The following is a 22762-nucleotide window of genomic DNA, read 5'->3' on the forward strand; positions in this document are numbered from 1 at the left end:
CGCTCCCACCGGATCTACCCTCGGCTCTCCGACGAGGAGAGCATGTTGGTCGTTGAGGCGGCCCGGCGAGCGGGTCTCACGCCAGCGGGATACACGGCGCAGGTGGTGGTCGGCGCAGCGCGCGCAGAAGAACCGGCCACGTGTCTCACCGGTGACCTGCGGGAGTTGCAGCGAGAACTGTTCGCTGCCCGCCGTGCGGTGAACATGTTCGGCTCCAACGTCAACCAGGCTGCGGCGGCCGCGAACTCGACCGGGGAGCTGCCCGGCTGGGCCGTCGAGGCGGTGCAGTTATGCGCGCACGCCGTCGCCCGCCTCGACCAGGTGACGGCACTGATCGACCGGCGGCTGCGGTGATCTCGCGCGTCCACCGTCGCGGCTGCCGCGTCGGTGGGCTGCTGCGCTACCTGTACGGGCCGGGGAAGCAGGAGGAGCACGTCAACCCGCGGCTGGTCGCGGCGTGGGACGGTGCCGGGGAGCTGGCAGATCTGGAGCCGGAGATCACCGCCTCGGGTAAGCGGGACTTCCGGAAGTTGACCGCTCTCCTGGAGGAGCCGATACGAGCCGGGAACAGGCCGCCGGCAAAGCCTGTGTGGCACTGCTCGATGCGCTTGGCGCCGGAGGACCGCGACCGGGTCCTCACCGATGGCACCTGGGGGCGCATGGCCCGGGAGATGCTCACCGATGCGGGACTCGCCACGGAAGCGGACGACCCGGGCCTGCGGTGGGTGGTGGTGCGGCACAACGATGACCACGTCCATATTGTCGCCACCCTCGTGCGTGAAGACGGCCGTACGAACTGGGCCCGCCACGACTACCCCAAGTGTGTGAAGGCTACCTACAACGTCGCCCGCCGCTACGGCCTGCGCAGGCAGGTACCCCCGGCAGACCGCACCGCCCACCGGAGGCCCCACCCGGTGGAGGTCAGCAAGGCCCGCCGCATGGGCTGGAGCGACACCCCTCGCGACGAGTTGCGACGGCGGGTCCGCACCGCCGTCGCCGCCGCCGGCAGCGAGCTGGAGTTTTTCGACCGGCTGGCGGAGGTAGGGGTGCTGATCAGGGTGCGTCGCAGCACCGTCAACGCCGATGAGGTCACCGGCTACGCCGTCGCACTGCCTGGCGCGCACACCAGTGACGAGCAACCGGTGTGGTACTCCGGTGGGCGACTCGCCCCCGATCTGACCCTGCCGAAGCTGCGCCGCCGGTGGGGAGACCCGCCGCCGGCCGCCGTCCTACCGTCGGGAGGTCGGGTCACGGCCCGCGCCCAAGCTCTACGCGACGCCGCTGGCGTCACCCAGGCGGCGGCTGGAGAGATCCGCCGCAGCGCGCGTGAGGATCCCGCGACGGCCCAGGCTGCCGCTACCGCCGCAGCAGACGTGCTCACGAGCCTGGCGTACGCGAGGGAAGGCAGCGCGCGTGGGCCGTTGCACCGGGCGGCGGAGGTGTTCGACCGGGCCGCACGCGACATGTACGCGCGGACCGCACACACGACGTCCCGCTCGTACGAACTGAGGGCGATGTCGCGGCTGGTAGCGCTCATGGGTCGCATTGCCGGAGACGAGGACTCGGTCGCCGCGATGGCGCTGGTGCTCGACATGGCGCGGCTTGCCGACGCGCTTGAGTACCTCCGCACCGCTCAGCAGCGACTGCACCAGGCGCAGGCCGCCCGGGACGCGGCCCGGCAACTCCGGACTCTCGCCGCCGGCGGGCAGCGGCCGGTAACGGCACCGCTCACCGTGGCGGTAACGCCCAGCCCGACAGTGGACAGTGCCCGCCGCACACCGCGGGCCCGGTAACGGGAGGAGTCAGAATCATGCAACCACAGCACGACGACCCGGTCGACGAGGCCAGACAGAAGGCGATGCAGTTCTTCGGCGTCATCTCTACCCTCAGCGAAGCCGTCGCCCGCTTTGCTGCGGTGGGCATCCAGCGCAGGGCCGCCGAGGAGGAACGCGTCGCCGGCCGGGAGCGGGCCGCCGAGGCGGCCAGCCGCGCCGCCGCCCGGCTTGGCGACTCCGTCCGCGCCGACCGGGAGCGACTCGCCCGCCGAGTCGACGGCTCGTGGCTGAAGGACGCCACCCTCACCGAGGTGGCCCAGCTATGGCGTACCGCGACGGTGCACGCCGCCGCCGGCGACCCCGTCGCGCAGAAGCTCGCGGGACTCGCCCTGGACCGCCTGGGCGAGCTGCACCCGCAGTGGCGGGCCGCGTACGACCGGCAGCGGGCAGCCGGAAAGTCCGCCCCCGACGCCGCCCGCGCCGCGGCCCACGAGGTCTGGGAGAGCGAAGCGACGAGGGCCGGTGCCAGCGGCAGAGCGGCGCGACCGCACAGTGGCCCCGAGGGCCCGAAGTTGCGCGCCGGCGCGAACGGGAAGGCGCTACCCGCTGGTGGGAAGGCGCTCAACGACCTGGACGCCGCCGTACGCGCTGAAGCCGGCCGGCTGCTCGCCGACGTCAGTCCCGAGGCGCTGGACCGGCTACAGCGTGACCTGCGCGCCAGCGGCCGAGCGCCAGCGGCGGACGGCCTCGAACTGGCACGTCAGTACGTGAGTCAGACCCGAGAGGCAGGCGTACTGACGCCGGTGGTCGCCGATGCCATCGAACGCGACTTGCTGGCACGCGCGGACGAGGAGCGGGCTCAGGCCCGCGCCGTCGCCGGGACGCCGGATCACCCGCGCACCGCAGTCGACGAGCGTACCGAGGGGCTCGTTGTGGCCACGGGGCGTTTCGGATCGGCCAGCCACGACGAAGCCGTGGCCCAGCAGCGCCGCCTCGGCAGTACGTTCGCTCCGCTGGTCGTCGGCGGGAAGGTGGACCCCCTCGTGGCCGCCAAGCGGCCGGCGACCGTGGTATCGAAGCGGGTCCGGGCGGTGACCCGATGACCAGCGTGAAAACCTCAAGTCCTTCCGGTGAGGTGGACGGGACGACAGAGGATTTCGCAGCCCAGGTGGCGCTGTTGACCAGGCAGGTCGCCGAACTTCAGCAGGTTGTCGCCGACCGCGCGGTCAGCGGCGTGGAGGGGCAGCCACCGGTGTCCGCGACTGTCGAGGAGTGGGTCCGCGACTACCTCCTGCCGGGATTTCCCCGACCGGTCGGCGAGGTTGGGCTGGTGCGGTGGCACTGGTGCGAGCAGTGGTGGCGCCACGACGAAGCCGTCACCCGGCTGACCGCCTTGTGGTACGGCTGGGAACACGCCCGGCTCGAGATGACCGGCATGCTCGGCTGGCTGCGTGAACTGGACCACCACCTGCCGGTGCTGCTCGGCCCCGACGGGCCATTCCGCTCCTGCGCCCCCGGCATCGACGGCAGCACTGCCCGACACAAGGCGCCTACCGTTGCTGCCTTCGAGCAAGCGCCGGAGCAGTGGTGGGACTGGTGGGATACCAAGTAGGCACAGCGGCCTTCCTCTACCCGCTGGTCCTCGACACTCGTCCTGGCGGCACGGAACTGGGGGTCGAACGGTCGACGCCGGGCACGTCCTCGGCCGTCTATGGTCGATCAGTCCACGTTCCGGAGGTAGCGCCATGGCCGAAGCCCAGCCCGCTTCGTATCGCCGTGCGGCACTATTCGTCGACTTCGAGAACGTGTACATCGGTTTGCGCAACTCAAGCCCCGACGCGGCTACGGCGTTCGCCACTGACCCGGGACGCTGGGTGCGGTGGATGGAGCAGGATCTCGGCCCATTCCGGGTCGACGACGACGAAGTCCCGCGGGTGCTGCTACGTCGGATCTGCTACCTGGAGCCGAGCCATTCCGGCAAGTTCCGTTCATACTTCACTCGGGCCGGGTTCCGGGTCGTGGACTGCCCGTCGCTGACGAGCATGGGTAAGAACAGTGCCGACATCCACATGGTGCTCGACATCCTCGACACCCTGACCCACCCGACCCGGTTCGACGACTTCGTTGTCCTGTCGACCGACGCAGACTTCACCCCGGTGTTCATGCGGCTGCGGGAGCACGACAGGACCTCGGCGATGCTGGTGAGCGGGCCGACCGCCGCCGCGCTGCAGTCGGTGTGCGACTTCGCGATTCCGGACATCATGTTCATCGAAGAAGCCTTGGGCCTGAGCCCGTCGCAAGCCGGAGTGGACCAGGTTCGAACCCCCGTGCCGCAGCCACGCGCGACCGCTGCTGCGCCGACCGACCGCGACAGCAATAACGTGCGGAACCGCCTCGAGGCGGCGGTGCGCCAGCTTGTGGCACAGTCGACGACACCGGTCGACCTCGCCTCCGCAGCACACTACGTCCGCAAGACCGTGGGCCGGGAGGCGACGACAAACTGGGCCGGGGCGGGCGGGTTCAAGCAGTTCGTCGCGGCGATCCAGAGCGACACTCTGGTGCTGGAGCCGCGCCACCCCGGCTGGCTGCTCGACCCGGCCAGGCATGAGCTGGTCCAGCACGCGAGCGCGCCGGAGATCGCCGAACGAGTGAGCCGGGTCGTCGGAGCACCGCTGATCGGCACAGACGCCTACCAGGCACTGTTCCGGTCGATCGTCGAAGAGGGCCGCGCCAACCCCGCCTTACCACAGGCGCAGGCGGAGGAGGTGATCCGTGAGGCGTGCGGCCGGCGGGGACACACGGTCACGAGGAGCGCGATCCACTTCGTGCTCATCGGCCTGAAGTACAGCGGGGTCGACTGGCGGGAAGCACGACACGACGCGGCGAACCTCGCCTCGGAGTTCGCCGGTAACGTGCTGCGGCTGACGGTCAACGCCCGGATGGAGTTGTCGGAAACGGAGCGAGCCGCGGTGTGCGCGTGGATCCAGGACGAGCACTAACCACGCCAAGCCCGCCTGCCGCTACTCATGAACTCCGACCACATCCCAACGCGCTGTCCTCGGTACGACCGCGCGCCGCCACCCTTGGACGGCGGCTGCCACCCGTGACGCGTGGTAAGCGGCAAGTCGTGCGTTGTGAGGCCACCAACTGCCGGTTCTCGCTCAGGAGGTGGGAGGCCGCCACCAGTCGATCCGCAGGTCGTCAACGCGGTCGCTGCGGAGCAGGTCGGAATCGACGGCTTCCAACTCATCAGCGACGTCTACCCACAGCTGTGTGACGGACTCCCACCGCGGTGTCGTGCCTTGGTGCTCCCGGGAGAACTCCACCAGGCATCCGTGTAGCGGACCATCACGCAGGTCGATGAATAGGCCACCTCCACCACCGTCACCAGCGATGGGCAGCCATCGGGGGAGCCAGTACAACTGGGATAGAAGGGTGCCCGCTGGCTGGGCGTTCTCGCCGGCCACGAACCGTTCCATCTCCTCACGCATGCCCGGCGGGTAAGACTCCTGCTGGACCTCCAGGTGCATCCGCCAACGCTCCACCGCGATGGACACGGGGTATGGACTTGAGAAGTCAGGGATCAGGCTTGCACTTGGTAGGCCGATACCGTGCCGGACTCCGTTGGACAGCCCCCACCAGACCCGAAGGTCGGCCGGGAGCGCCACACCAAGGGCGGTTGCAACAGTGTCGATCTCGGCTGCCGTTGCCGGCGGGTTCAGCTCCGCGCGGAAGCGGGGGGCAAACCGCGACAGCCAATCCTCGATCCGGTGCCACGCCCGTTCTACGGCAGTGTCGGTATCCATGCTGCGATCAAAGCAGGCCGACCATGGCCAGTCTTCATCGCGTGGCCGAGCCCGGATCACATACGCAACCCCCGTGTTGATCGGCTCGACCGCCAGCAAGAGGCTTCGCACATCGGCCATGACAGGGCGTTGCCTCGGCGGCCATCCTGTCGTCGCCTGGCTTACTGGATCTGTCGCACATCACCTGGCGGAGCTGCATCGCACATCAGCTGTCGGATCACACCCGAGGCGTCACCGGTGTCCCGTCACGGGACATGCGTGACGCTCACGTCCCACCTGATGCCCGACATGATCCTCAGAGGGCGCCGCGGAAACCTTCACGGTCCGCGACACGAGCGCGCATCGCGGCATGGCCGAACCGCCGGCGACGGGCTGCCACGCCCCCGTAGCGATCGGATCGCGGCAAGCCCGGATGCATCAAAGCGACCCAATTCCCCCGTCTCGCGGTTGTCGCGGCACAACGGAGGTGTGAGGCAGAATCGTGAACCGTGCCGACGTACCCCGATCCTGCTGTTCTCTATCCGGAGGTTGCTGCCGAGGGCAGCCTTGCGGCGGCGTTGCGAGCCATAGCTGTCGAGCAAGGGCTTTCCGTCCCCGTGCCGGTCACAGAGTCCAGTTCGTTGTACGGCACTCTCGTTCCGACTACCGTTCCGCACCGTGAGGAGCTGAAGGTGTCCGCCAGCTACGTAGAGCGGCGGTGGTTTATCACGGGTTGCGAGCGTGACCAAGGTCTGGCCTTGATCCAAGGAGACACGCTGGATCTCGCTCAGGTCGCTCGGGCCGCGCAGGCGTGGCATGACGGGACGCCCCTGACCGACATCCCTCAGGCCGCGTCGTTCGTGGAGTTGACCGGACGGTTCGAGGTGCCCGACCGCGATCCGACTCGGCTGGTCGAATCGGAGTGGCGGCACCTGTTGAAGGAAGCAGCGGAGGTGAGCTGGCCCGAGTACCACGCGCTAATCGAGGCCGCGTACGCCGAGCCGAGGCTACGGCAGCTCTACCCGTTCACCAGCCATTGGTCCTTGCGGTTCTCCACCAAGACCCGGCCCAACCTCTCCCGTGATGTCTTGGTGTGCTTGCATCCAAGGCGCGACAAGGACTACAGCGTCACATTGGGCTACATGGGACAGGATCTCGGCGAGACCGCTACGGCGGAGGAGGCAGTGTCATTAGCGGCGCGCAACCTGCCCGCCGACCTTGGTTCCGCGACATATGGCGCAGCCTGATCCGAGCGGGACCGGTGCTGCCGGTACGGCGGCACGCCATACACCCGCTCGGTGGCAGTTCCCTACCCCGACGGCTGTCGCGCCAGGTGACGCGCGATCGGCGGCATGAGCGTGCATTGCTGCCGAGGTCTCGTGGACGCCTGGAGGTACGTGACGACGTTGGTGCTGTCTCGCGTAGGTTCCCCAGGTGACTGTGTACGACATTGCCGCCAAGCTGCCTCCCATCGGCGTGCTGCGGGACCGCTGCAAGGCACTCGCCGTGCTGGAGTGCATCCTCGACGGTAGTGAGCCCTACTACGCCTACACCCGCTCCTGGGGTGACGACGCGGCGGCGTTGATGAACAACGGCAGCGGCGACGAGTGGGCGGTCGTGTTCACCGCCGAGGGCGCGTTCATCCGTGTGTTCGACCACGAGTCAGCGATGACGCCCTACCGCAGCCCGGACCGCGAGCTGTGGCCCGGACTGCTCGACGGCATCCCCACGGTGTTCCGACCACAGATCGAGGAACCAGCGTTCGGCGACGAGGAGGGGCAGTTCCTCGCCACCGCCGTACTGTGGCGGCTCTGCGGTGACGACCGCTGGCACGCTGGCGAAGGCATCATCTTCCCGCCGCTCCGCGGGCCGTACGACGACAACGCCCCGGACGGCTCTGGACTGCTCGAGATCCTGCTCGACGACATCGTCGGCCGGTACGTCACGTTCGCCGATGACTACTACGAGATCGAACTGGACCCGACGGTGGTCGAGCACGTCGTCGCGCACCGCCCGCTCACTGACGCCGTTGTGCAGGCTTTGAACCCAGAGATGACCGTTGCCAGGCTGCACGAGGACATCGCCGCGATTGGATACTCGATCGCGACGGCGTGACGTCAGGCCCGTAGATGGACCGCCTCGACAGCACGCTGGTCACTCAACGGCAGTACCGGAATCTGCAGCACGTGACTGGTCGGCCACGGCTTGTAACGCCCGATCGGCGGCATGAGAGCGCCTGCATGGCATGATTCACGTCATCGGGTAAGTCCGTGCGGCAGACCGCTGAAAAATTCGCTCGAAATCCGCCGTGATGGGCTTCCTGGTGAAGCGGAGCGGTCGGTGACCACCACCGTCAACCGGTCGCAACGGGGTTCACAGGGGAGGCACTGATGACGGAGTGGCCGGATCCGACGGTGTATCTGCCGTACATCGTGGAGATCGAGCAGGAAGATGGCGAGGTTCGGTCGTACCTGGCCCATTTCGTGACGATGACACCGGACTTCGTCTTCGTCCGTGATCCGGCTGGCGGGTCGGCGAGTCTTCCGACGCGCTCGGTGCGTTCGATCAGGGTCGCGGTGCAGGATCTGCCGGCAGACCATGACTCGTTGCGGGCCGAATATCCCAACGCCTATCAGCCCTGGCACCCGTTCGATGAATTGAGCCTCGAAGACATGCACAAGTCGAGGGGGACGCTCGCGTACGCGCAGCTGCGCCGCCGCCCTCCGGCGCATCTCGTCATCAAGGCGCGCGAGCGCGGCTACGACCCCACCGCCATGCTGAACGCCATCGAGAACGAGTCAAAACCGGACCCGCACTCGTTGGAGGCGCTGTATGCGAGGCGCTCCGCTGAGAACGACTACCTCGTCATCGTCAAGCCGGGAACCGATCCCTACCAAGTACTTAGTCGGCACCAGATTTCGCCCGACAACTTGTACCGCATCGTCGCCTCTTGGGGATTCGGCGCCAGGCTGACCGGCCTGCAGTTGGAACAGTCGCCGAGGGCCGGGGTCCCGGCACTTTCCGAAGACTCCGACATCGATCGCATCGAGCCCGACCCCGATCGGCTTGCACCGCATTTCCGTGCCCCACAGGAACAGCGCGTCGATGGGGAGTACATAGTCAGCGTTCGCTGCAGCGGTGATCCGCTTACCGTCGCCGCGCGAGCCGGGGTCTCCCCGAGCAGAGCAGGGCCCCGGCAAAGTCGTGACGGTGTCTGACTTGAGTGGACTGGAGTAGAAGCGCCGTTGTTGATGGCAGCAAGACGGGCATGACCGTTTCAGAAGATCATCAAGGTTCCTACGCCGTGTTGATCGCCGAAGTGAGTCATGCCCGCCCTGCCATCATCGCTGATCTCGTCGGTGTCGTGTGCACCGGCTCTGACCGTGTCCGAAGCCGCTGGCGGACTGCTCGCTGCGTTGGCCGATCTGCCTGATCCGCGGGCCCGGCGAGGTGTGCGGCACCGGCTGTCGGTGGTGGTGTCTGCTGCGGTGTGCGCGGTGGTGGCCGGCAACCGGTCGTACAGCGCGATCGCTGAGTGGGTCGCCGACGTGCCGGCGGCGACTGCGTTCGCGCTGGGCATGGCCCCGGATCGGCGTCCGTCCGAGGCGATGATCCGCCGGCTGTTGCAGGCTATAGACCCGCAGGTACTGACCGCGGCAGTCAGCGTCTGGCTTGCCAGCCGGGCTACTACCGGCACGTCGGGGCCCCGGCGAGCGATCGCGGTCGACGGCAAGACCCTGCGCGGCTCGCGCACCACCGACACCGCAGCCCGGCATGTGATGGCCGCCTGCGATCAGGCGGTCGGCGTGGTCCTGGCCAGTACCGACGTCAACGGCAAGACCAATGAGATCACCCGATTCCAGCCGCTGCTCGACCAGATCGACGACCTGCGCGACACCGTGATCACCGCAGACGCGCTGCACTGCCAGCGTGAGCACGTCGACTACCTCGCCGAACGCGGCGCGCACTGGATCCTGACCGTCAAGGGCAACCAACCGAGCCTGCACAGCCAGCTCTCCGGTCTGCCCTGGCGGGCCGTCCCGGACGCCTTCCGCGACACCGACCGCGGGCACGGCCGCCGCGAGATCCGTACCGTGAAGACCCTGACGATCTCCACCGGCATCGACTTCCCCCACGCCGCTCAAGCCCTACAGATCCGCCGCCGCAGACGGCGCCTGGACCAGCCGAAACGCTTCACCACCGAGACCATCTACGCCATCACCGACCTGCGCGTGCACCAAGCAAAACCGGCACAGCTGGCCGCATGGATCCGCGGCCACTGGTCGATCGAGAACAAGATCCACTGGGTGCGTGACGTCACCTACGACGAAGACCGATCCCAAATCCGCACCGGAACCGGACCCGAGGTCATGGCCGCCCTACGCAACGCCGCCATCAGCGCCCTCCGCACCGCCGGAATCACCAACATCGCCGCCGCCAACCGACATCACGCCCGCGACAGCAGCCGCCCCCTGGCACTACTCGGCATCACCTGACGACTTTGCCGGGGCCCTGCCGAGCAGAGTGTTCGACTTCATCAACAGCTTCTCCGCTGACATGACTGACGCTCAGGTTCAAGATCTGCGCCGGGACCCCGACGTGGTGCAGATCGAGGACAATGCGACTGTCGGGCTGGACTGCTGATCGTGCGGCTGGCTGACGTCTGACTCCGCCACGATGATGGGCGGAATGCGCTTGCAGCCGACGATGCACTGTTCTCGGCACGACAGGGCGGCGCCGAACGCGCACGGTCGGCGGCAGATGCGTGCATCTGACCATGGAAAACGAGCGTCTGCGCAGTGAGCGGACGCATTGTAGGTAGGGGAAAAATTCGAGATCGGCGATGTTGCCGGTGTCAGGGAGTCGCCACGCTCCCCGGCTGGATATGCCGACCGAGCTCCGCACCACGGCGCCCACCGGGCGGCATGTTCAGCCCCGCCGCCCCGCCGCCCCGACGGCCGTCGCAGACGATTCACAGCGGCTGATGTTCGTCCTGGATCAGCAGTGGATATGCACGTGCAGTAGCATCGCGTCGGGTGGCAGTTCCATCAGATAGAGGTCCGTGAAGTGTCGGTAGTCACGGCGAAGTCGTAGGTTGTCGAGTTGGCCAGCAAGGCCCGGTGCGCTGCTGCCCATTAGATCGGGGTCGAGCCACTCGCCTGAGAGCGTCAGCAGGCCGTCGGTCGCTAGCGCCTCGCGAGCGCGCAGAGCCATAAACTCGACCCGAGACAGGCCGAACGAGACGACGGGATCGTCACCCCGGTTACGGATCCGCTGAAACGGTGCGGTGGTAAAGCCGTATCTGTTCGCCACGGCCGCGAGGAGCGGCTGCGAGTGATAGGCCTGCCACGCCTTGCGCCCGAAGTAGTCGTGGGGTTCCGCCGAACTCTCAACGAAGTGGACAAGGGGGCGCGCCGGTGGAAAGGAGGCCGCCATCTGTTGCCACTCGTCCCACTCCCGACCGGCCGCCTCGGCGGCCGCAGTGCGGACAGCCCCCAGATCGAGCAGCGCCCGCGGCCCACCGTCGCAGTAACCCCGGCCCATGACCTCGGACGAGTCGCCGCGCACCAGCCGCGGATCGTCCTCGTACCCGCCCACGACGGGGATCCTCGCGGACCAACCGATTCGGTAGCGGTCCCACCGCCCACCCCACTCATCGTCCGGGTGCTGCGGGGCATCCCGGTCGTAAGGCCGCATCGCTGCGGCCAAGGCGACGTCGATCTCGCGGCGGTCCACCGGATCGAGACACACCGTAATGATCTCCCAAGCCATGCTGCTTCTCCTACGCCTGAGGACCCGCCGCCGGGCAGGTGGCGCCATCATTCGGCGTCCTGAGTTGATCACTGAACATGCCGCCGACCCTACTGGTCGTGACAGCGGCGGCAGCCGCCAGCTATGCCGTCACGCACGGGTACGACCCTCCGGTGCACTCAACTCGACAGACCGGCACACTCAAGCGGCACATCCGGACGCTCACGCAGGCTGGGCTCGCTACGGTCCGACGTTGCAGCCGACCGGCGACGCGCAGGATGCGGCTACTTAGAGACTTGGTTCAGGATCGATGTCCGGCCAGACTCGGTCCAGGTGCCCGGCGAGACGCTCCCACATTGCGGCTGCCCACCGGTGTCATTGGTGTGGCTCTCTCATGGCCTGCGGTCTCGCCGGGCACCGCGCGAGGAGAGGCTGGAAAGGGGTTTGTCCTGCTCGAAGTAGCGGTGCCCTCCTTGCTGACAACCCCATCCGGTTCAGCCAAGGGAGGCGCCGATGTCTGTGATCATCGGGATGGACCCGCACAAGCGCTCGGCCACCATCGAGGTCGTCGACGAACGTGCCCGGGTGCTCGCAGTGGGCAGGTACGGCACCGACAAGACCGGCTACGCGCAGATGCTCGCCGCCGGCCGCCAGTACGCCGATCGGGTGTGGGCGGTCGAGGGTTGCAACGGCATCGGCAAGCACATCGCCCACCGCCTGCTGCATGACGGTGAGACGGTGCTCGACGTACCCGCGAAGCTGTCGGCGCAGGTGCGGGTGTTCGCCAGCGGCAACGGCCGCAAGACCGACCCGGTGGATGCGCACTCGGTCGCGATGGTCGCACTGCGCACCCCGAACCTCGTGCAAGTCCAGCTCGACCCGGACCTGCAGGTGATGGGAATGCTGGTCGACCGTCGCGACGAGTTGGGCCGCGCCAGGACGCAGACCATCAACCGGCTGCACCGGCTGCTGCTGGAGCTTTTTCCCGGCGGGGCAAAGCAATTCCTGTCCGCACGACAGGCACGGGCGCTGATCGCGACCATCAAACCCCGCGACATCGTGGGCAAGACCCGGCGCCGTCTCGCCGTCGAGCTCATCGGTGAACTCGAGGGCATCGACAAGAAGATCAAGACCGCGGAGAAGGACCTCAAGGAACTGGTGGTCGCCCGCAGCTCCACCCTGATGGACCTGCACGGCATCGGCCCCTCAGGTGCAGCCCGGCTGCTGGCAGACGTCGGCGACATCCGCCGCTTCGCCGACCGCGACCGGTTCGCGTCCTGGAACGGCACCGCCCCGCTGGACGCCTCCTCCGGCGACCAGAAGCGTCACCGACTCTCCCGCGCCGGCAACCGCCGCATCAACCGCACACTGCACATCATGGCCGTCGTCCAGCTGCGCAACCGCACCGAAGGCCGCGCCTACTTCGACGCGAAGAAGGCCGCCGGGAAGACCTCCATGGAAGCCATGCGCGCCCTCAAACGCCGACTGTCCAACGTCGTCTACGCCCGCATGATCACCGACCAGAAACGCAGGCAGGCGGCGGATCCGGGAGGGCACTCGGGGACGACTCTGCAATCCAGCGTGACCGACCTAACCCCGGACATCGGCCCTTCGGACAAGCCACTTCCCGGACCCGCCACCAACCACCCTAAACCCCTGGTGTCAGCGGCGCCTTGACATAAAGGGGTGCCATGAGCGTGCAGGTGATCAAGCAGGGCCGTCAGCCTGCGGGAGCCATTGACGGATCGCTGAGAAATCCGCTTTGGTCAGGCCCAGGTATGGGTCGACACGGTGCAGCAGCGCCCGCGCCGGGTGATGAGCCGCGACCTATCGCCGGTCAGCATCAGTTATCTCGTTGTCAAGCCAGACGAACGGGCGTCCGGCTGCCCACTGGGTCAGGAACACGGTCTTTCAGTGCAGACCGTGCTCCGGATCCTCGTCGCCGTCCGGCCATTCGACCACGGGCAGGTCCGGAAGCCCGAGCCGTGGTGAGACGACCTCGTTCGCCTCCGCCATCCACGTCGTTGCCCAGATCAGCTGGCATCCCAGAGCCAACAGCCTGCGCCCGTCGTCTGGGTCAAGCCGATCGAGTAGAGGGTTGCCGGTATCATCCAGTGGCTGCATGACGGCACCGCCTAATACTCCAGCCGCACTTGCCTGATCTGGAGTTTCGACAGTTCATCGCCATGATCGGCCCTGTCCGGACGGCGGCCGTGTAGCTGCGGGTGTCGATGCTATTCGTGCGATGGGTGAGGTGATCGCACTGTCTGTCTGTTGTGGTTGGTCGTGGGAGGGGCAGGCTCCCGTGCTTGTGTTGATCGATGAGATCGTGGGCTGGCGGGCAGGGCTGGATGATCTGCTGGCACGGTTCGCGCACCGGTTCGGGCGGGCGGAGCCGCGCCGGCAGGCGCTGGCCTACCTGGTCGGGTTGCTGTCGCCCCTAGCCAGCAAGAACGGCTGGACCTTGGCAGAGGCTGCCGGTGACACCACGCCGAATCGGATGCAACGGTTGCTCAACAGGTCCGCGTGGGACCCAGACGCTGTTCGTGACGACCTGTTCGCTTACGTGACCGAGCACCTTGGCCACGACGACGGGGTGCTGATCGTCGACGAGACCGGCTTCCTGAAGAAGGGGATCAAGTCGGCCGGGGTGCAGCGCCAGTACTCCGGCACGGCCGGACGGACGGAAAACTGCCAGCTCGGGGTGTTCCTCGCCTACGCCAGCCCAGCCGGGCGCACGCTGATCGACCGGGAGTTGTATCTGCCGCGCCGCTGGTGCGATGACCCCGTCCGCCGCGCCGAGGCCGGCATCGCCGCGAGCGTCGGGTTCGCGACGAAGCCTGCGTTGGGTTTGCGGATGATTCAACGCGCCGTCGTCGCCGGCCTGCCGGCGAAGTGGGTCACCGCGGACGAGGCATACGGGCAGGACTCGAAGTTCCGGACGTGGTTGCAGCAGCAGCGCCTCGGCTACGTCCTGGCCGTGCCCCGCAACCAACGGGTCCCGACCACGGCCGGCAACTCCCGCCCGGACGTCCTCGCCGCCGCCGCGCCGGCCCTGGCGTGGAAGCGCCGCAGCTGCGGCGACGGCGCCAAAGGGCCGCGGCTCTATGACTGGGCCGTGGCCTCCCTGCCCGGCATCACCGACGGCTACAGCCACTGGCTGTTGATCCGCCGCAGCATCACCGACCCCACGGACCTGGCCTACTACCTGTGCTTCGGCCCGGCCGGGACACGCGACGAGGAGCTGATCCGCATCGCCGGGACCCGGTGGGCGGTCGAGGAGTGCTTCCAGACCGCCAAGACCGAGGTCGGTCTGGACCACTATCAGGTGCGTCGGTACGACGCCTGGTACCGGCACATAACTCTCGTTCTGTGCGCCCACGCCTACCTCGCCGTCACCGCCGCCCACGCCAAAAAGGGGGCGCCGAATCCGATGACGGCCTCATACCCCTCAGCCTCGGCGAGGTCCGCCGTCTCCTGGCACACCTGATCACCACCAACCGACCCTTCGACCACATCCATCGATGGTCACGATGGCGACGCCGACACCAGTACCGCGCCCGAACAGCCCACTACCAGCGAAGACACCGACTCCACCAGGTGCGGCTGGAGTACTAATACTCCAACGTCACTTCGCCTGTCTGCGCTGGTAGTGGGATCGTCGGGCTCTGGCTTGGGATGTTCGTCGCCAGATCGACCAGTGCAGGGTGTGCGCTGGCGGTAGCGCCGCAGCGAGGACGAAGGCGTTGAGGAGTCGGCGGATCTCGGCGACGGTCAGCGTGATGATCTCCGGGTCGGCGTCGGGCTGCTGCGCTGTGGCGGCGAGGATGGTCAGGACGGCCAGGGCGAGCATGGCCAGGGTGATGAACCGGTGCCAGCCGGTCCAACTGCGGATTTGGTAGTGGTCCAGGCCGACCTGGCCTTTCCCGGTCTGGAACAGTTCTTCGATGCTCCAGCGGGAGCCGGCGACGGTCACGAGGGTGTGTAGCGGCACCGGGCGGGGTGACCAGCACAGGTAGAAGGCCAGCTCGCCGGTGGTCCGGTTGCGACGGATGAGCAGCCACCGATGCTCACCCAGGGTGGTGGCGGTGGTGATCCAGGCCCACAGGTAGTCGCGAGGACCTTTCGCCCCTGGCCCGCAACTGTGCAGCTGCCACTCGCGGGTGGGGATCCGCTTGGCAAGGTCGTCGACGCGTACGAGGGTGCGGCCGTCGTTGACCGCCACGCGTCGGTCGCAGCCGATGGCCAGGGCGTAGCCGATCCCGCGGTGTTCCAGGTCAGCGCGCAGGCCCGGGTCGGCGCCGTAGACCTCGTCGCCGGTCACCCACCCGGCCGGAACTCCGGCGTCCAACGCGGTGGCGATCATCTGCCGGGCCAGGGCCGGCTTCGTAGCGAACCCGACCTGATCGGGAACGCCTGCGGCGGTGAGACGGTCGGGACGGTCGCACCAGGTCGTCTCCGGCATGTAGAGCCGGCGGTCGATCATCGCCCGCCCCGCTGGTGACACGTAGGCCAGGAACACCCCGACCTGGCTGTTCTCGACACGGCCGGCGGTGCCGGTGTACTGCCGCTGCACCCCGACCGAGCACACCCCTTTCTTGAGGAAGCCGGTCTCGTCTGTGACCAGCACGGCGTCGGGGTGGCCGAGTTGCTCGATCAGCCAGTCACGCACGTCATCGCGCACGGCGTCGGCGTCCCACACCGCCGTACGCAGCAGCCGCTGCATCGCCTGCGGATCGGCGTGACCAGCGCGTTCGGCCAAAGACCAGCAGGTTTTACGTTCTACGTCCGACAGCAGCCCTTCCACGAACCGTGCCGCCGTCGCACGCGGTTCCGGCCGCACGAACCGGTCAGCACCATCGAGGCGCACCGGGCAGTCCGACTCACCGCGACACCGGTCGGCGACGGCGGGTGGCGCGGCTGGACCGAGCACAGTGTCGTGTTCTGCACCCTGCGCGCCGGAGACAGCGGCCAGCCCGGCTGGCGGGTGGCGCACTACGACGTCCAGCCGGTGCGGCCATGAACAGCAGCACGGCGTGGAAATGGGGCGCCGCCGCCCTGGCCGTCGCGTTCCTCGTACCGCTCACGCTGATCATGATCGGCGGAGTGGCGGTGGTGGCGTCGCCCCCCCTACCAGTGCACCGTCGTCCCACCGTCTCCCTCAGCTAACCCTGCCGAAAGCACGGCAGACGCCTCCTGGAACCCGGCGCAGGTCGGCCACGCCGCCACCATCGTCCGGGTCGGCGCCGAGAAGAACGTGCCGTCGAAGGGGTGGACGGTTGCCGTAGCGACGGCGATGCAGGAGTCGACACTGCGGAACCTTGCCAACTCAACGGTGCCGGAATCCCTGGGCATTCCCCACGAGGGTGTCGGCCGTGACCACGACTCCGTGGGCCTGTTCCAGCAGCGGCCCGGGTGGGGCACCGTCGCGCAGCGCATGAGGCCCGACTACGCCGCCGGGAAGTTCTACGACGCTCTGGTCACGGTCAACGGCTGGGAGCACATGTCCCTGGCCGAGGCCGCCCAGGCGGTGCAGGTCTCCAAGTACCCGGACGCGTACGCGAAGTGGCAGAGCGAGGCCCAGCGCCTGGTGCAGCTCGTCCGCGGCCAGCTCGGCATCAGCTGCAGTGGGGGCGCGACCGGCGAGTGGCGAGTGCCCCTGCCCGAGGGCAGCTACAGCGTCGGTGACGGATGGGGCGCCCCCCCGGGGGAACCGCGCTCACCGCGGGATCGACCTGATCGCCCCCACCGGCACACCGGTCCTGGCGGCAGTCGCCGGCACCGTCACCTCCGCCGAGTGCACCAGCGCCTACTGCGACCGCCCCGGCAACCCCGAGCTGCCCGGCTGTGGGCTGACCGTCGAGGTCCAGCACGCCGGCGGGATGGGCACCACCTACTGCCACCTGGTCTCCCTGAGTGTCGTCCCCGGGCAGGCCGTCGACGTCGGCCAGGAGATCGGTCGCGTCGGTTCCACCGGCCACTCCAGCGGCCCACACCTGCACTACCAGATCCACCGCAACGCGCCGCCGATCAACAACAACACGGCGCAGGACCCGGCAGTCGTCATGGCTGACCTAGGCATCCGCTTCTGACCCCTACCTCCTGTGAGTGGAGATCCGATGGACCAGATCAGAGCCTGGACGATGCTGTTCCACCTGCAGTCCCGCATACCCGGGATGTCCGTGGATCGGCTGGCCGTACCCATCAGCCAAGCACTGACCGGACGAATGCCCACGTCACCGGCCGCCGAACGCGCCGTCGTCGACGCCGCGTGGAAGTCCGGCTACCGGAGCGGCGCGGAAGCCGGCCACCGGCGAGCCGTGGAAGGTTTCCAGAACGCTGCCTTTGACGCCATGTCCCGACTCACTCGCACCGGAATCGACGACCCCGACGCCCGCAACCTCCTATGGGCGGTGGCAGAAGCCGCCACCGTCATCGGCCGGACCGGCCCTCAGAACACCCCCGGCCGTGCCCGCGAGAGCGCCCACGCGGCCGCCCGCACCGACTACCCCGACCTGAGTCCCATCGCCGCAGGCGTCGTCGCCGGCTGGAACCACGGCCAGAGGCAGGGGCGGCAGGACGCCCGCCATTCCACCAGCCAAGCGATCTACGCCGCCTTGGCCAAGAAAGTCGGCGAGCACCAGATCAGCAGGACTCAGATCGACGGACGACCCGCCGTGGACTGGTTCGTCGACGTCATCGGCGGAGTCCTCAAGGCCCCGCCCGAAGAACCCACGCTCCCATCTTTCCCGGTCGCTTCCACAGTGGCCGCCGCTTTCCGGCCATTGCCGGCCAGCCACACCGCTGCCCCCACCGTGAGTCCGGCGGCCGCCGTTCCCCAACCGGCATCGCCCCGGCGAAGCCGCTGACGAATTCCCATCCCAGCCTCGCCGCCCAGCCACGCCAACCACCACCACTGAAGGGACCGCGATGAGTATTCAGCCGCAACTTGACCGAGACGCCATCATCACCGCGCTGCAGGACCAGATCGACGACCTCACCGCGACCTGCGAGGCGCAACAGCGCCAGCTCGACGCCCAGCAGAGGCTCATCAACCAGCTTGCCACCCGGATGGGCCTGCACCAGGACGGATCGGCGGGACGCTGACATGGCTACCCGACGAGGGACGTCGCCAAGCGACAAGCAGCGAGAACAATGGGCCGCCGAACGACGGGCCAAGCTCGCCGACCTCCACGAGCGCGTCGTCGCGGAGGTCGGCAAGATCACGGACAGCGATCAGTGGCGCCGGTGGCTTCAGTTCGCCGCCAAGTTCCACGGCTACTCCTTCAACAACGTCTTGCTGATCATGGCACAGCGCCCAGATGCAACGTGGGTCGCCGGCTACAAGCGGTGGAAGACCGAGTTCGGCCGGCACGTGCGCAAGGGTGAGAAGGGCATCGCCATCCTGGCCCCGGTCACGAAGCGCGTGACGGACGATCCGCAGGAAAGCCCCGAGGACCGCAGCGAGCCCACGAAGCAGGACCCTCAACTGTCGGCGGCGGAGCAGACCGCCCAGCCGGCGCGAGTCCTGCACACGTTCAAGCCCGTGGCCGTCTTCGACATCAGCCAGACCGAAGGTCCGGACATCGATGTGCCCGGCGGACCTGCGTTCGCTGACGTTATGCCCCAACTCCTCGAGGGCCAGGCGCCCGCAGGGTTGTACGACCAGTTGGTCATGCTCGCCGAGGAGCGGGGATACACCGTTGAGCGCGGTGACTGCCGAGGCGCGAACGGGTTCACCGACTACACCAACCGGTTGATCAAGGTCCGCGACGACGTGGACGACGCCCAAGCCGTCAAGACGATGATCCACGAGCTCGGACATGTGGACCTGCACACGCCGAGCGACTTCGGTTGGGAGACCACCCGCGGCTGCCGGGGCGAGCGGGAGGTCGAGGCCGAGAGCGTCGCGTTTCTGGTCGCCGAACGCTACGGGCTGGACACCTCGACGTACACCTTCGCCTACGTCGCGCTGTGGGCACAGCGCGCCGCCGAGCAGACCGGCCAGAGCCCAGAGGGCATTGTGCAGGCCGCCGGCCAGCGCATCGTCTCCGCCGCGTTCCGCATCACCGAAGCCGTCGACATCAACGGCACCCCCGACGGCGCCACCGTCGCACCGGCGCTGGCCGCCCAAGTGACCAGCGGTGTACGCCGCGCCTCAGCGGCGCGCGCCACCGCCGAAGCCTCCGCCAGCCGTGCGACCGCCAGCATCGACCAGCCGCTTGTCGCAGCCGCGCGCGCGTTTCCGCCGCTTTTCCGAACGGTGCACGCCGACGACCTAGCTCCAACCCCGGCCGCTGCCAACGCCGTCACCGCCCGGAGAGGAACGCGCCTACCATGAGCCCACTCCGCCACGGTGGACTTCTCGGTGCGCGCCTTGCTCAGGACCCACAACCGATTCGTCGTCATGGCTATGACGGCCGAGATGGGCTCCACCGGGGCGGCCATAAAGGGACCCACCACGGGCGGCCTCGCCGAGAGCCAAGTAACGGTGCGTAAGTGTCAAGACTGCTGGTGTGCCGCACACGACAATGCGCGGATCTGTCGATGAGCGGACACGACGTGGCCACGCAAACCAGTTGACGGCACCGGCAGGATGCTCGGTGTGCGTACGTTCAGTGACCTGGTCGATGAGGCCGCCGCAGTGGACGTGTCCGGCTGGGACTTCGGCTGGCTCGAAGGCCGGGCGACGGAAGAGCGGCCGCCGTGGGGATACTCGCGGTTGATCGCATCGCGCCTGCCCCAGGTCACCTCGGCCCTGGACATCGACACCGGTGGCGGCGAGATCATCGCCGAGGTGCCGCACCTACCGCCGAGAATGGTCGTCACCGAAGGCTGGCGCCCGAACGCCGAGCGCGCCCGTCGGGCGTTGTCGCCCCGCGGTGTCGAGGTCGTGCCCGTCGAGCAAGGCCGGCCCCTGCCCTTCCCCGACGCCAGCTTCGAGCTGGTGACGAGCCGTCATCCGGTGGACCCCGACTGGAACGAGATCGCCCGCGTGCTCACCGATGACGGCACGTACCTCGCTCAGCACGTCGGGCCGGCCTCCACGTTCGAGCTCATCGAGTTCTTCCGCGGCCCGCTGCCGCGGGAGCGGCTCGGCCGTCACCCCGATCGTGAGGCCGCGGCAGCGCGGGCGGCCGCGCTCGAGATCGTGGACCTGCGCACCGCTCGTTGCCGGATGGAGTTCTTCGACATCGGCGCGGTCGTCTACACCCTGCGCAAGTGCGTGTGGTGGGTGCCCGACTTCACGGTGGAGCGGTACCGGGACACCCTCGAGCGACTGGACGCCCACATCCGCCACCACGGCGCCTTCGTGGCCCACTCGACTCGGACCCTCGTCGAGGCCAGACGCGCACCCCGCTGAAACGCTGCACCGGCTCGTCGACCCAGACGCGGTGACCGCTCGCATCGTCGCCTCGACCGCAGGATGGGACTCCCCCAGCCGACTGAGGCCGACACGCGCTCATGCCGCCGATCGCGCTTGCCAGCGAGGCGTTCTGAGAGACGGGACGCTGCTTGCCCGTACGATCTCGGCCGTGCACACCACCCCGCTGGCTCCGATCGATATGGACGCGGTCTTCCCGCAGTTGCGTGCGTTCGCGCGGACGACCATCCGGCTGCATCCACGCAAGGGCTCGCCGTCGGTCGAGCAGAGCTCCGTGGGCGGGTCGCTGCTGTGGCCGGCGAACGAGCCCTGGCCAACCTGTGACGGTGAAGGTCTGGACGATCATCCCGCCGAGGCTGAGGTGCCACTCGTGCCGGTCCTGCAACTGCTCGCCGACGATGTGCCCGAGCTGCCATTCCCAGAGGGCTCGGACGTGCTGCAGGTGCTGTGGTGCCCCTTTGACCATGATCCCTGGAGTGCTCCGCTTCCGCGCTTGCGCTGGCGGCGACGATCAACGATCGGACCCCGACTGGCGGCGATGCCCACGCCACACGAGGACGCCGAAGCGTGGTATGTGCCCGACGCGTGCGTCGTCGATCCCGAGCGGGTGGTCGAGTACCCGTCGTACGACCTGCCGCATGAGGTGTGGTCGCAGATCCAGGAAGCGGCGCGCCGGGTCGAGGCTGACCACGGCTGGGAGTACGACACCGACCTGGCGGTCGCTTCCGGGATCAAGGTCGGCGGCTACCCCGGCTGGACGCAGTCGCCTGACTGGCCGGTTTGCATGTGCGGGGTTCGGATGGAGCATCTGCTCACCATCGCCACCTGGGAGTTCAGCCGGGGCGACGAGCGACGTTGGGTCCCGCTGGAGGACCGGCCCGCAATGATCGGATGGGGCTTCGACAGCCCGGATGACCATCCGTGGCGGTCGCTTCAGAACCCGGCAGGATTGATGCTCGGCGACGCCGGCGGCGTCTACATCTTCGTCTGCACATCATGTCCAGAGCGTCCCCACGACCACCGATTCGACTGCTCCTGACCCGACAGGAGTCACTGACAGCGCCCGAACCGGCATCCGGATTTGCCGCCGATCGTGCGCGCTCTCCGCTGCGGTGGGCCTCCCCGTCAGTAGCAGCCGCAGCTCCGGCGAGGTGCGGACCTTACGATTGCTCTGGCGGCCGCACGTGTGGAGCCACTCGTTCTTCAGCAGCGAGGTTGTCACGCCAGTAGCGGTAGACCAGGCCGGGTACCACCTCAACCGACCCTGCTGCGACGAGACAGGCCAGAAGATCACCCCCGACCGGTGCGTCGACGTCGAAGGCAACGATCGCTGGTGGCTCTTCACCGACGTGCCGACGCACCAGTGCGCGCTCGTCGAGGGTGGATTCCCGGAACCGAGGATCCCGGAATTGGGTCGGGCAGGCCATGTATGCGACGTCTGTGAAGACCACCTCGAGACCGTGGTGGTAGGTCAGGTCGTGTCCCGCGGCCAACCGAAGCTGGGAGCCATCGAAGTGCAGCACGTCCCAATCCCACCAAGATCCCTCAGGCAGTTCGATCACACCGTCGATTCTCCCATCGGTGATCAGTCAATGGATCGAGTCGGCATCCGGATCTGCCGCCGACTGCGCGACTGCGGAGGCGAGCGCTGTCAGCACAGCGGTGATCGGTACAGCACTTCGACGTACCTGATCTCGTCGTGGACCACGTCGAGGATGAGGTAGCCCGGCCATGGCGCGTCGAGGCAGACATTGCGGTGGCCATCGCCGTAGGCCTCAGCCGGCTTCGGCGCGGTGTGGAAGCTCTGGCAGAAGTCGTCCCCGCAACCGCACATCTGCACGACTCGCAGCCGCCCGACCTGCTCCGCCAGCCGTTTCTCGCCTTCGGCCGCGAGCGCCGCGGCGAGTTCGGCGGTGAAGACCGGCCACCTGGCAGAGAGCAACGGTGCGTGCGCCGGATGGTTTTCCACGAGGAGGCAAGCTACCGGTGCGATGCCCCGAGCACACACTCATTTGCCGCAGTCCCGGGGGATACTCGGCATATCTCCAAGTTTAAATTAGTGTAGC

Annotated in this window: 24 protein-coding genes and 1 pseudogene; 19 read left to right on the forward strand and 6 right to left on the reverse strand. The window is 68.0% G+C overall.

Features of this window, described 5'->3' with window-relative positions; all coding sequences use genetic code 11:
• Positions 1-42: 42 nt before the first annotated feature.
• The 5 genes from OG989_RS18865 to OG989_RS18885 all read left to right on the forward strand — a co-directional run bounded on the left by OG989_RS18865 (position 43) and on the right by OG989_RS18885 (position 4774).
• Positions 43-354: a hypothetical protein gene (locus OG989_RS18865; RefSeq protein ID WP_327027830.1), complete on the forward strand. Its 312-nt coding sequence runs from the start codon at positions 43-45 to the stop codon at positions 352-354.
• On the forward strand, positions 351-1793 hold the full coding sequence (locus OG989_RS18870) for a relaxase/mobilization nuclease domain-containing protein (protein ID WP_327027831.1): 1443 nt from the start codon (positions 351-353) through the stop codon (positions 1791-1793). The genes OG989_RS18865 and OG989_RS18870 overlap by 4 nt, the downstream gene beginning before the upstream one ends.
• 17 nt (positions 1794-1810) lie before the next feature.
• On the forward strand, positions 1811-2878 hold the full coding sequence (locus OG989_RS18875) for a hypothetical protein (protein ID WP_327027832.1): 1068 nt from the start codon (positions 1811-1813) through the stop codon (positions 2876-2878).
• A complete protein-coding gene (locus OG989_RS18880) occupies positions 2875-3387 on the forward strand; it encodes a DUF4913 domain-containing protein (protein WP_327027834.1) in 513 nt (170 codons plus the stop codon). Before OG989_RS18875 ends, OG989_RS18880 begins: the two co-directional genes overlap by 4 nt.
• Positions 3388-3520: 133 nt before the next feature.
• A complete protein-coding gene (locus tag OG989_RS18885; protein WP_327027835.1) occupies positions 3521-4774 on the forward strand; it encodes an NYN domain-containing protein in 1254 nt (417 codons plus the stop codon).
• 162 nt (positions 4775-4936) lie between these two features.
• On the opposite strand, the gene OG989_RS18890 is transcribed toward OG989_RS18885, so the two are convergent.
• Positions 4937-5701 carry an SMI1/KNR4 family protein gene (locus tag OG989_RS18890; protein WP_327027836.1) on the reverse strand — a complete coding sequence of 255 codons (765 nt, stop codon included), beginning with the start codon at positions 5699-5701 and terminating at the stop codon, positions 4937-4939.
• A gap of 368 nt (positions 5702-6069) precedes the next feature.
• Here OG989_RS18890 and OG989_RS18895 point away from each other — a divergent pair, with 368 nt between their 5' ends.
• The 5 genes from OG989_RS18895 to OG989_RS18915 all read left to right on the forward strand — a co-directional run bounded on the left by OG989_RS18895 (position 6070) and on the right by OG989_RS18915 (position 10204).
• Positions 6070-6807, forward strand: coding sequence for a DUF6193 family natural product biosynthesis protein (locus OG989_RS18895; RefSeq protein WP_327027837.1), 738 nt, complete (start codon positions 6070-6072; stop codon positions 6805-6807).
• A 187-nt stretch (positions 6808-6994) separates the two neighbouring features.
• Positions 6995-7675 (forward strand): hypothetical protein, encoded by a 681-nt coding sequence (locus OG989_RS18900; RefSeq protein ID WP_151454774.1) that lies wholly within the window; start codon positions 6995-6997, stop codon positions 7673-7675.
• A gap of 275 nt (positions 7676-7950) precedes the next feature.
• Positions 7951-8778: a hypothetical protein gene (locus tag OG989_RS18905; protein WP_327027838.1), complete on the forward strand. Its 828-nt coding sequence runs from the start codon at positions 7951-7953 to the stop codon at positions 8776-8778.
• A gap of 108 nt (positions 8779-8886) precedes the next feature.
• Entirely contained in the window at positions 8887-10056 is a 1170-nt protein-coding gene (locus tag OG989_RS18910) for an ISAs1 family transposase (RefSeq protein ID WP_327027839.1), read from the forward strand.
• 28 nt (positions 10057-10084) lie between these two features.
• The gene (locus OG989_RS18915) at positions 10085-10204 is read left to right on the forward strand and encodes a protease inhibitor I9 family protein (protein ID WP_327027840.1); all 120 of its coding nucleotides are present in this window, start codon (positions 10085-10087) and stop codon (positions 10202-10204) included.
• A 354-nt stretch (positions 10205-10558) separates the two neighbouring features.
• On the opposite strand, the gene OG989_RS18920 is transcribed toward OG989_RS18915, so the two are convergent.
• The gene (locus OG989_RS18920) at positions 10559-11332 is read right to left on the reverse strand and encodes a hypothetical protein (RefSeq protein ID WP_327027841.1); all 774 of its coding nucleotides are present in this window, start codon (positions 11330-11332) and stop codon (positions 10559-10561) included.
• Positions 11333-11830: 498 nt separating this feature from the next.
• Between OG989_RS18920 and OG989_RS18925 the strand changes: the two genes are divergently transcribed.
• Complete coding sequence (locus tag OG989_RS18925) at positions 11831-12988, forward strand: IS110 family transposase (RefSeq protein WP_327027842.1); 1158 nt, start codon at positions 11831-11833, stop codon at positions 12986-12988.
• Between the two features lie 30 nt (positions 12989-13018).
• Here OG989_RS18925 and OG989_RS18930 read toward each other — a convergent pair.
• Positions 13019-13429: pseudogene (locus tag OG989_RS18930) on the reverse strand (hypothetical protein); the annotation flags it as partial.
• Positions 13430-13640: 211 nt separating this feature from the next.
• Here OG989_RS18930 and OG989_RS18935 point away from each other — a divergent pair.
• Positions 13641-14801, forward strand: coding sequence for an IS701 family transposase (locus tag OG989_RS18935; RefSeq protein ID WP_442791955.1), 1161 nt, complete (start codon positions 13641-13643; stop codon positions 14799-14801).
• A 138-nt stretch (positions 14802-14939) separates the two neighbouring features.
• Here OG989_RS18935 and OG989_RS18940 read toward each other — a convergent pair whose 3' ends face one another.
• Positions 14940-16181 carry an IS701 family transposase gene (locus tag OG989_RS18940; RefSeq protein ID WP_327027843.1) on the reverse strand — a complete coding sequence of 414 codons (1242 nt, stop codon included), beginning with the start codon at positions 16179-16181 and terminating at the stop codon, positions 14940-14942.
• A gap of 149 nt (positions 16182-16330) precedes the next feature.
• Between OG989_RS18940 and OG989_RS18945 the strand changes: the two genes are divergently transcribed.
• The 7 genes from OG989_RS18945 to OG989_RS18975 all read left to right on the forward strand — a co-directional run bounded on the left by OG989_RS18945 (position 16331) and on the right by OG989_RS18975 (position 21735).
• Positions 16331-16480, forward strand: coding sequence for a hypothetical protein (locus OG989_RS18945; RefSeq protein WP_327027844.1), 150 nt, complete (start codon positions 16331-16333; stop codon positions 16478-16480).
• A gap of 515 nt (positions 16481-16995) precedes the next feature.
• Positions 16996-17403 (forward strand): M23 family metallopeptidase, encoded by a 408-nt coding sequence (locus tag OG989_RS18950; protein WP_327027845.1) that lies wholly within the window; start codon positions 16996-16998, stop codon positions 17401-17403.
• Positions 17404-17430: 27 nt separating this feature from the next.
• The gene (locus OG989_RS18955; RefSeq protein ID WP_327027846.1) at positions 17431-18180 is read left to right on the forward strand and encodes a hypothetical protein; all 750 of its coding nucleotides are present in this window, start codon (positions 17431-17433) and stop codon (positions 18178-18180) included.
• A 61-nt stretch (positions 18181-18241) separates the two neighbouring features.
• A complete protein-coding gene (locus OG989_RS18960) occupies positions 18242-18418 on the forward strand; it encodes a hypothetical protein (RefSeq protein ID WP_327027847.1) in 177 nt (58 codons plus the stop codon).
• 1 nt (position 18419) lies between these two features.
• Entirely contained in the window at positions 18420-19652 is a 1233-nt protein-coding gene (locus OG989_RS18965; RefSeq protein WP_327027849.1) for an ArdC family protein, read from the forward strand.
• A gap of 264 nt (positions 19653-19916) precedes the next feature.
• Positions 19917-20675, forward strand: a complete 759-nt coding sequence (locus OG989_RS18970) for a class I SAM-dependent methyltransferase (protein ID WP_151454767.1) — start codon at positions 19917-19919, stop codon at positions 20673-20675.
• A gap of 172 nt (positions 20676-20847) precedes the next feature.
• Complete coding sequence (locus tag OG989_RS18975; protein ID WP_225852202.1) at positions 20848-21735, forward strand: DUF1963 domain-containing protein; 888 nt, start codon at positions 20848-20850, stop codon at positions 21733-21735.
• A 121-nt stretch (positions 21736-21856) separates the two neighbouring features.
• Here the strand turns inward: OG989_RS18975 and OG989_RS18980 are convergent, their stop codons facing one another.
• Complete coding sequence (locus OG989_RS18980; RefSeq protein WP_151454766.1) at positions 21857-22258, reverse strand: hypothetical protein; 402 nt, start codon at positions 22256-22258, stop codon at positions 21857-21859.
• An 89-nt stretch (positions 22259-22347) separates the two neighbouring features.
• Complete coding sequence (locus tag OG989_RS18985) at positions 22348-22665, reverse strand: hypothetical protein (protein WP_327027852.1); 318 nt, start codon at positions 22663-22665, stop codon at positions 22348-22350.
• Positions 22666-22762: the final 97 nt, after the last annotated feature.

It is taken from the genome of Micromonospora sp. NBC_01740, assembly GCF_035920365.1.
Taxonomy (GTDB): domain Bacteria; phylum Actinomycetota; class Actinomycetes; order Mycobacteriales; family Micromonosporaceae; genus Micromonospora; species Micromonospora reichwaldensis.

Excerpts from the sequence above, each read along its gene's own strand:
- OG989_RS18880 (WP_327027834.1), top strand. The coding sequence starts at position 2,875 with ATGACCAGCGTGAAAACCTCAAGTCCTTCCGGTGAGGTGGACGGGACG.
- OG989_RS18905 (WP_327027838.1), top strand. The coding sequence starts at position 7,951 with ATGACGGAGTGGCCGGATCCGACGGTGTATCTGCCGTACATCGTGGAG.
- OG989_RS18965 (WP_327027849.1), top strand. The coding sequence starts at position 18,420 with ATGGCTACCCGACGAGGGACGTCGCCAAGCGACAAGCAGCGAGAACAA.
- OG989_RS18875 (WP_327027832.1), top strand. The coding sequence starts at position 1,811 with ATGCAACCACAGCACGACGACCCGGTCGACGAGGCCAGACAGAAGGCG.
- OG989_RS18945 (WP_327027844.1), top strand. The coding sequence starts at position 16,331 with ATGAACAGCAGCACGGCGTGGAAATGGGGCGCCGCCGCCCTGGCCGTC.
- OG989_RS18865 (WP_327027830.1), top strand. The coding sequence starts at position 43 with ATGTTGGTCGTTGAGGCGGCCCGGCGAGCGGGTCTCACGCCAGCGGGA.
- OG989_RS18920 (WP_327027841.1), bottom strand. The coding sequence starts at position 11,332 with ATGGCTTGGGAGATCATTACGGTGTGTCTCGATCCGGTGGACCGCCGC.
- OG989_RS18890 (WP_327027836.1), bottom strand. The coding sequence starts at position 5,701 with ATGGCCGATGTGCGAAGCCTCTTGCTGGCGGTCGAGCCGATCAACACG.
- OG989_RS18885 (WP_327027835.1), top strand. The coding sequence starts at position 3,521 with ATGGCCGAAGCCCAGCCCGCTTCGTATCGCCGTGCGGCACTATTCGTC.
- OG989_RS18955 (WP_327027846.1), top strand. The coding sequence starts at position 17,431 with ATGGACCAGATCAGAGCCTGGACGATGCTGTTCCACCTGCAGTCCCGC.
- OG989_RS18910 (WP_327027839.1), top strand. The coding sequence starts at position 8,887 with ATGCCCGCCCTGCCATCATCGCTGATCTCGTCGGTGTCGTGTGCACCG.
- OG989_RS18960 (WP_327027847.1), top strand. The coding sequence starts at position 18,242 with ATGAGTATTCAGCCGCAACTTGACCGAGACGCCATCATCACCGCGCTG.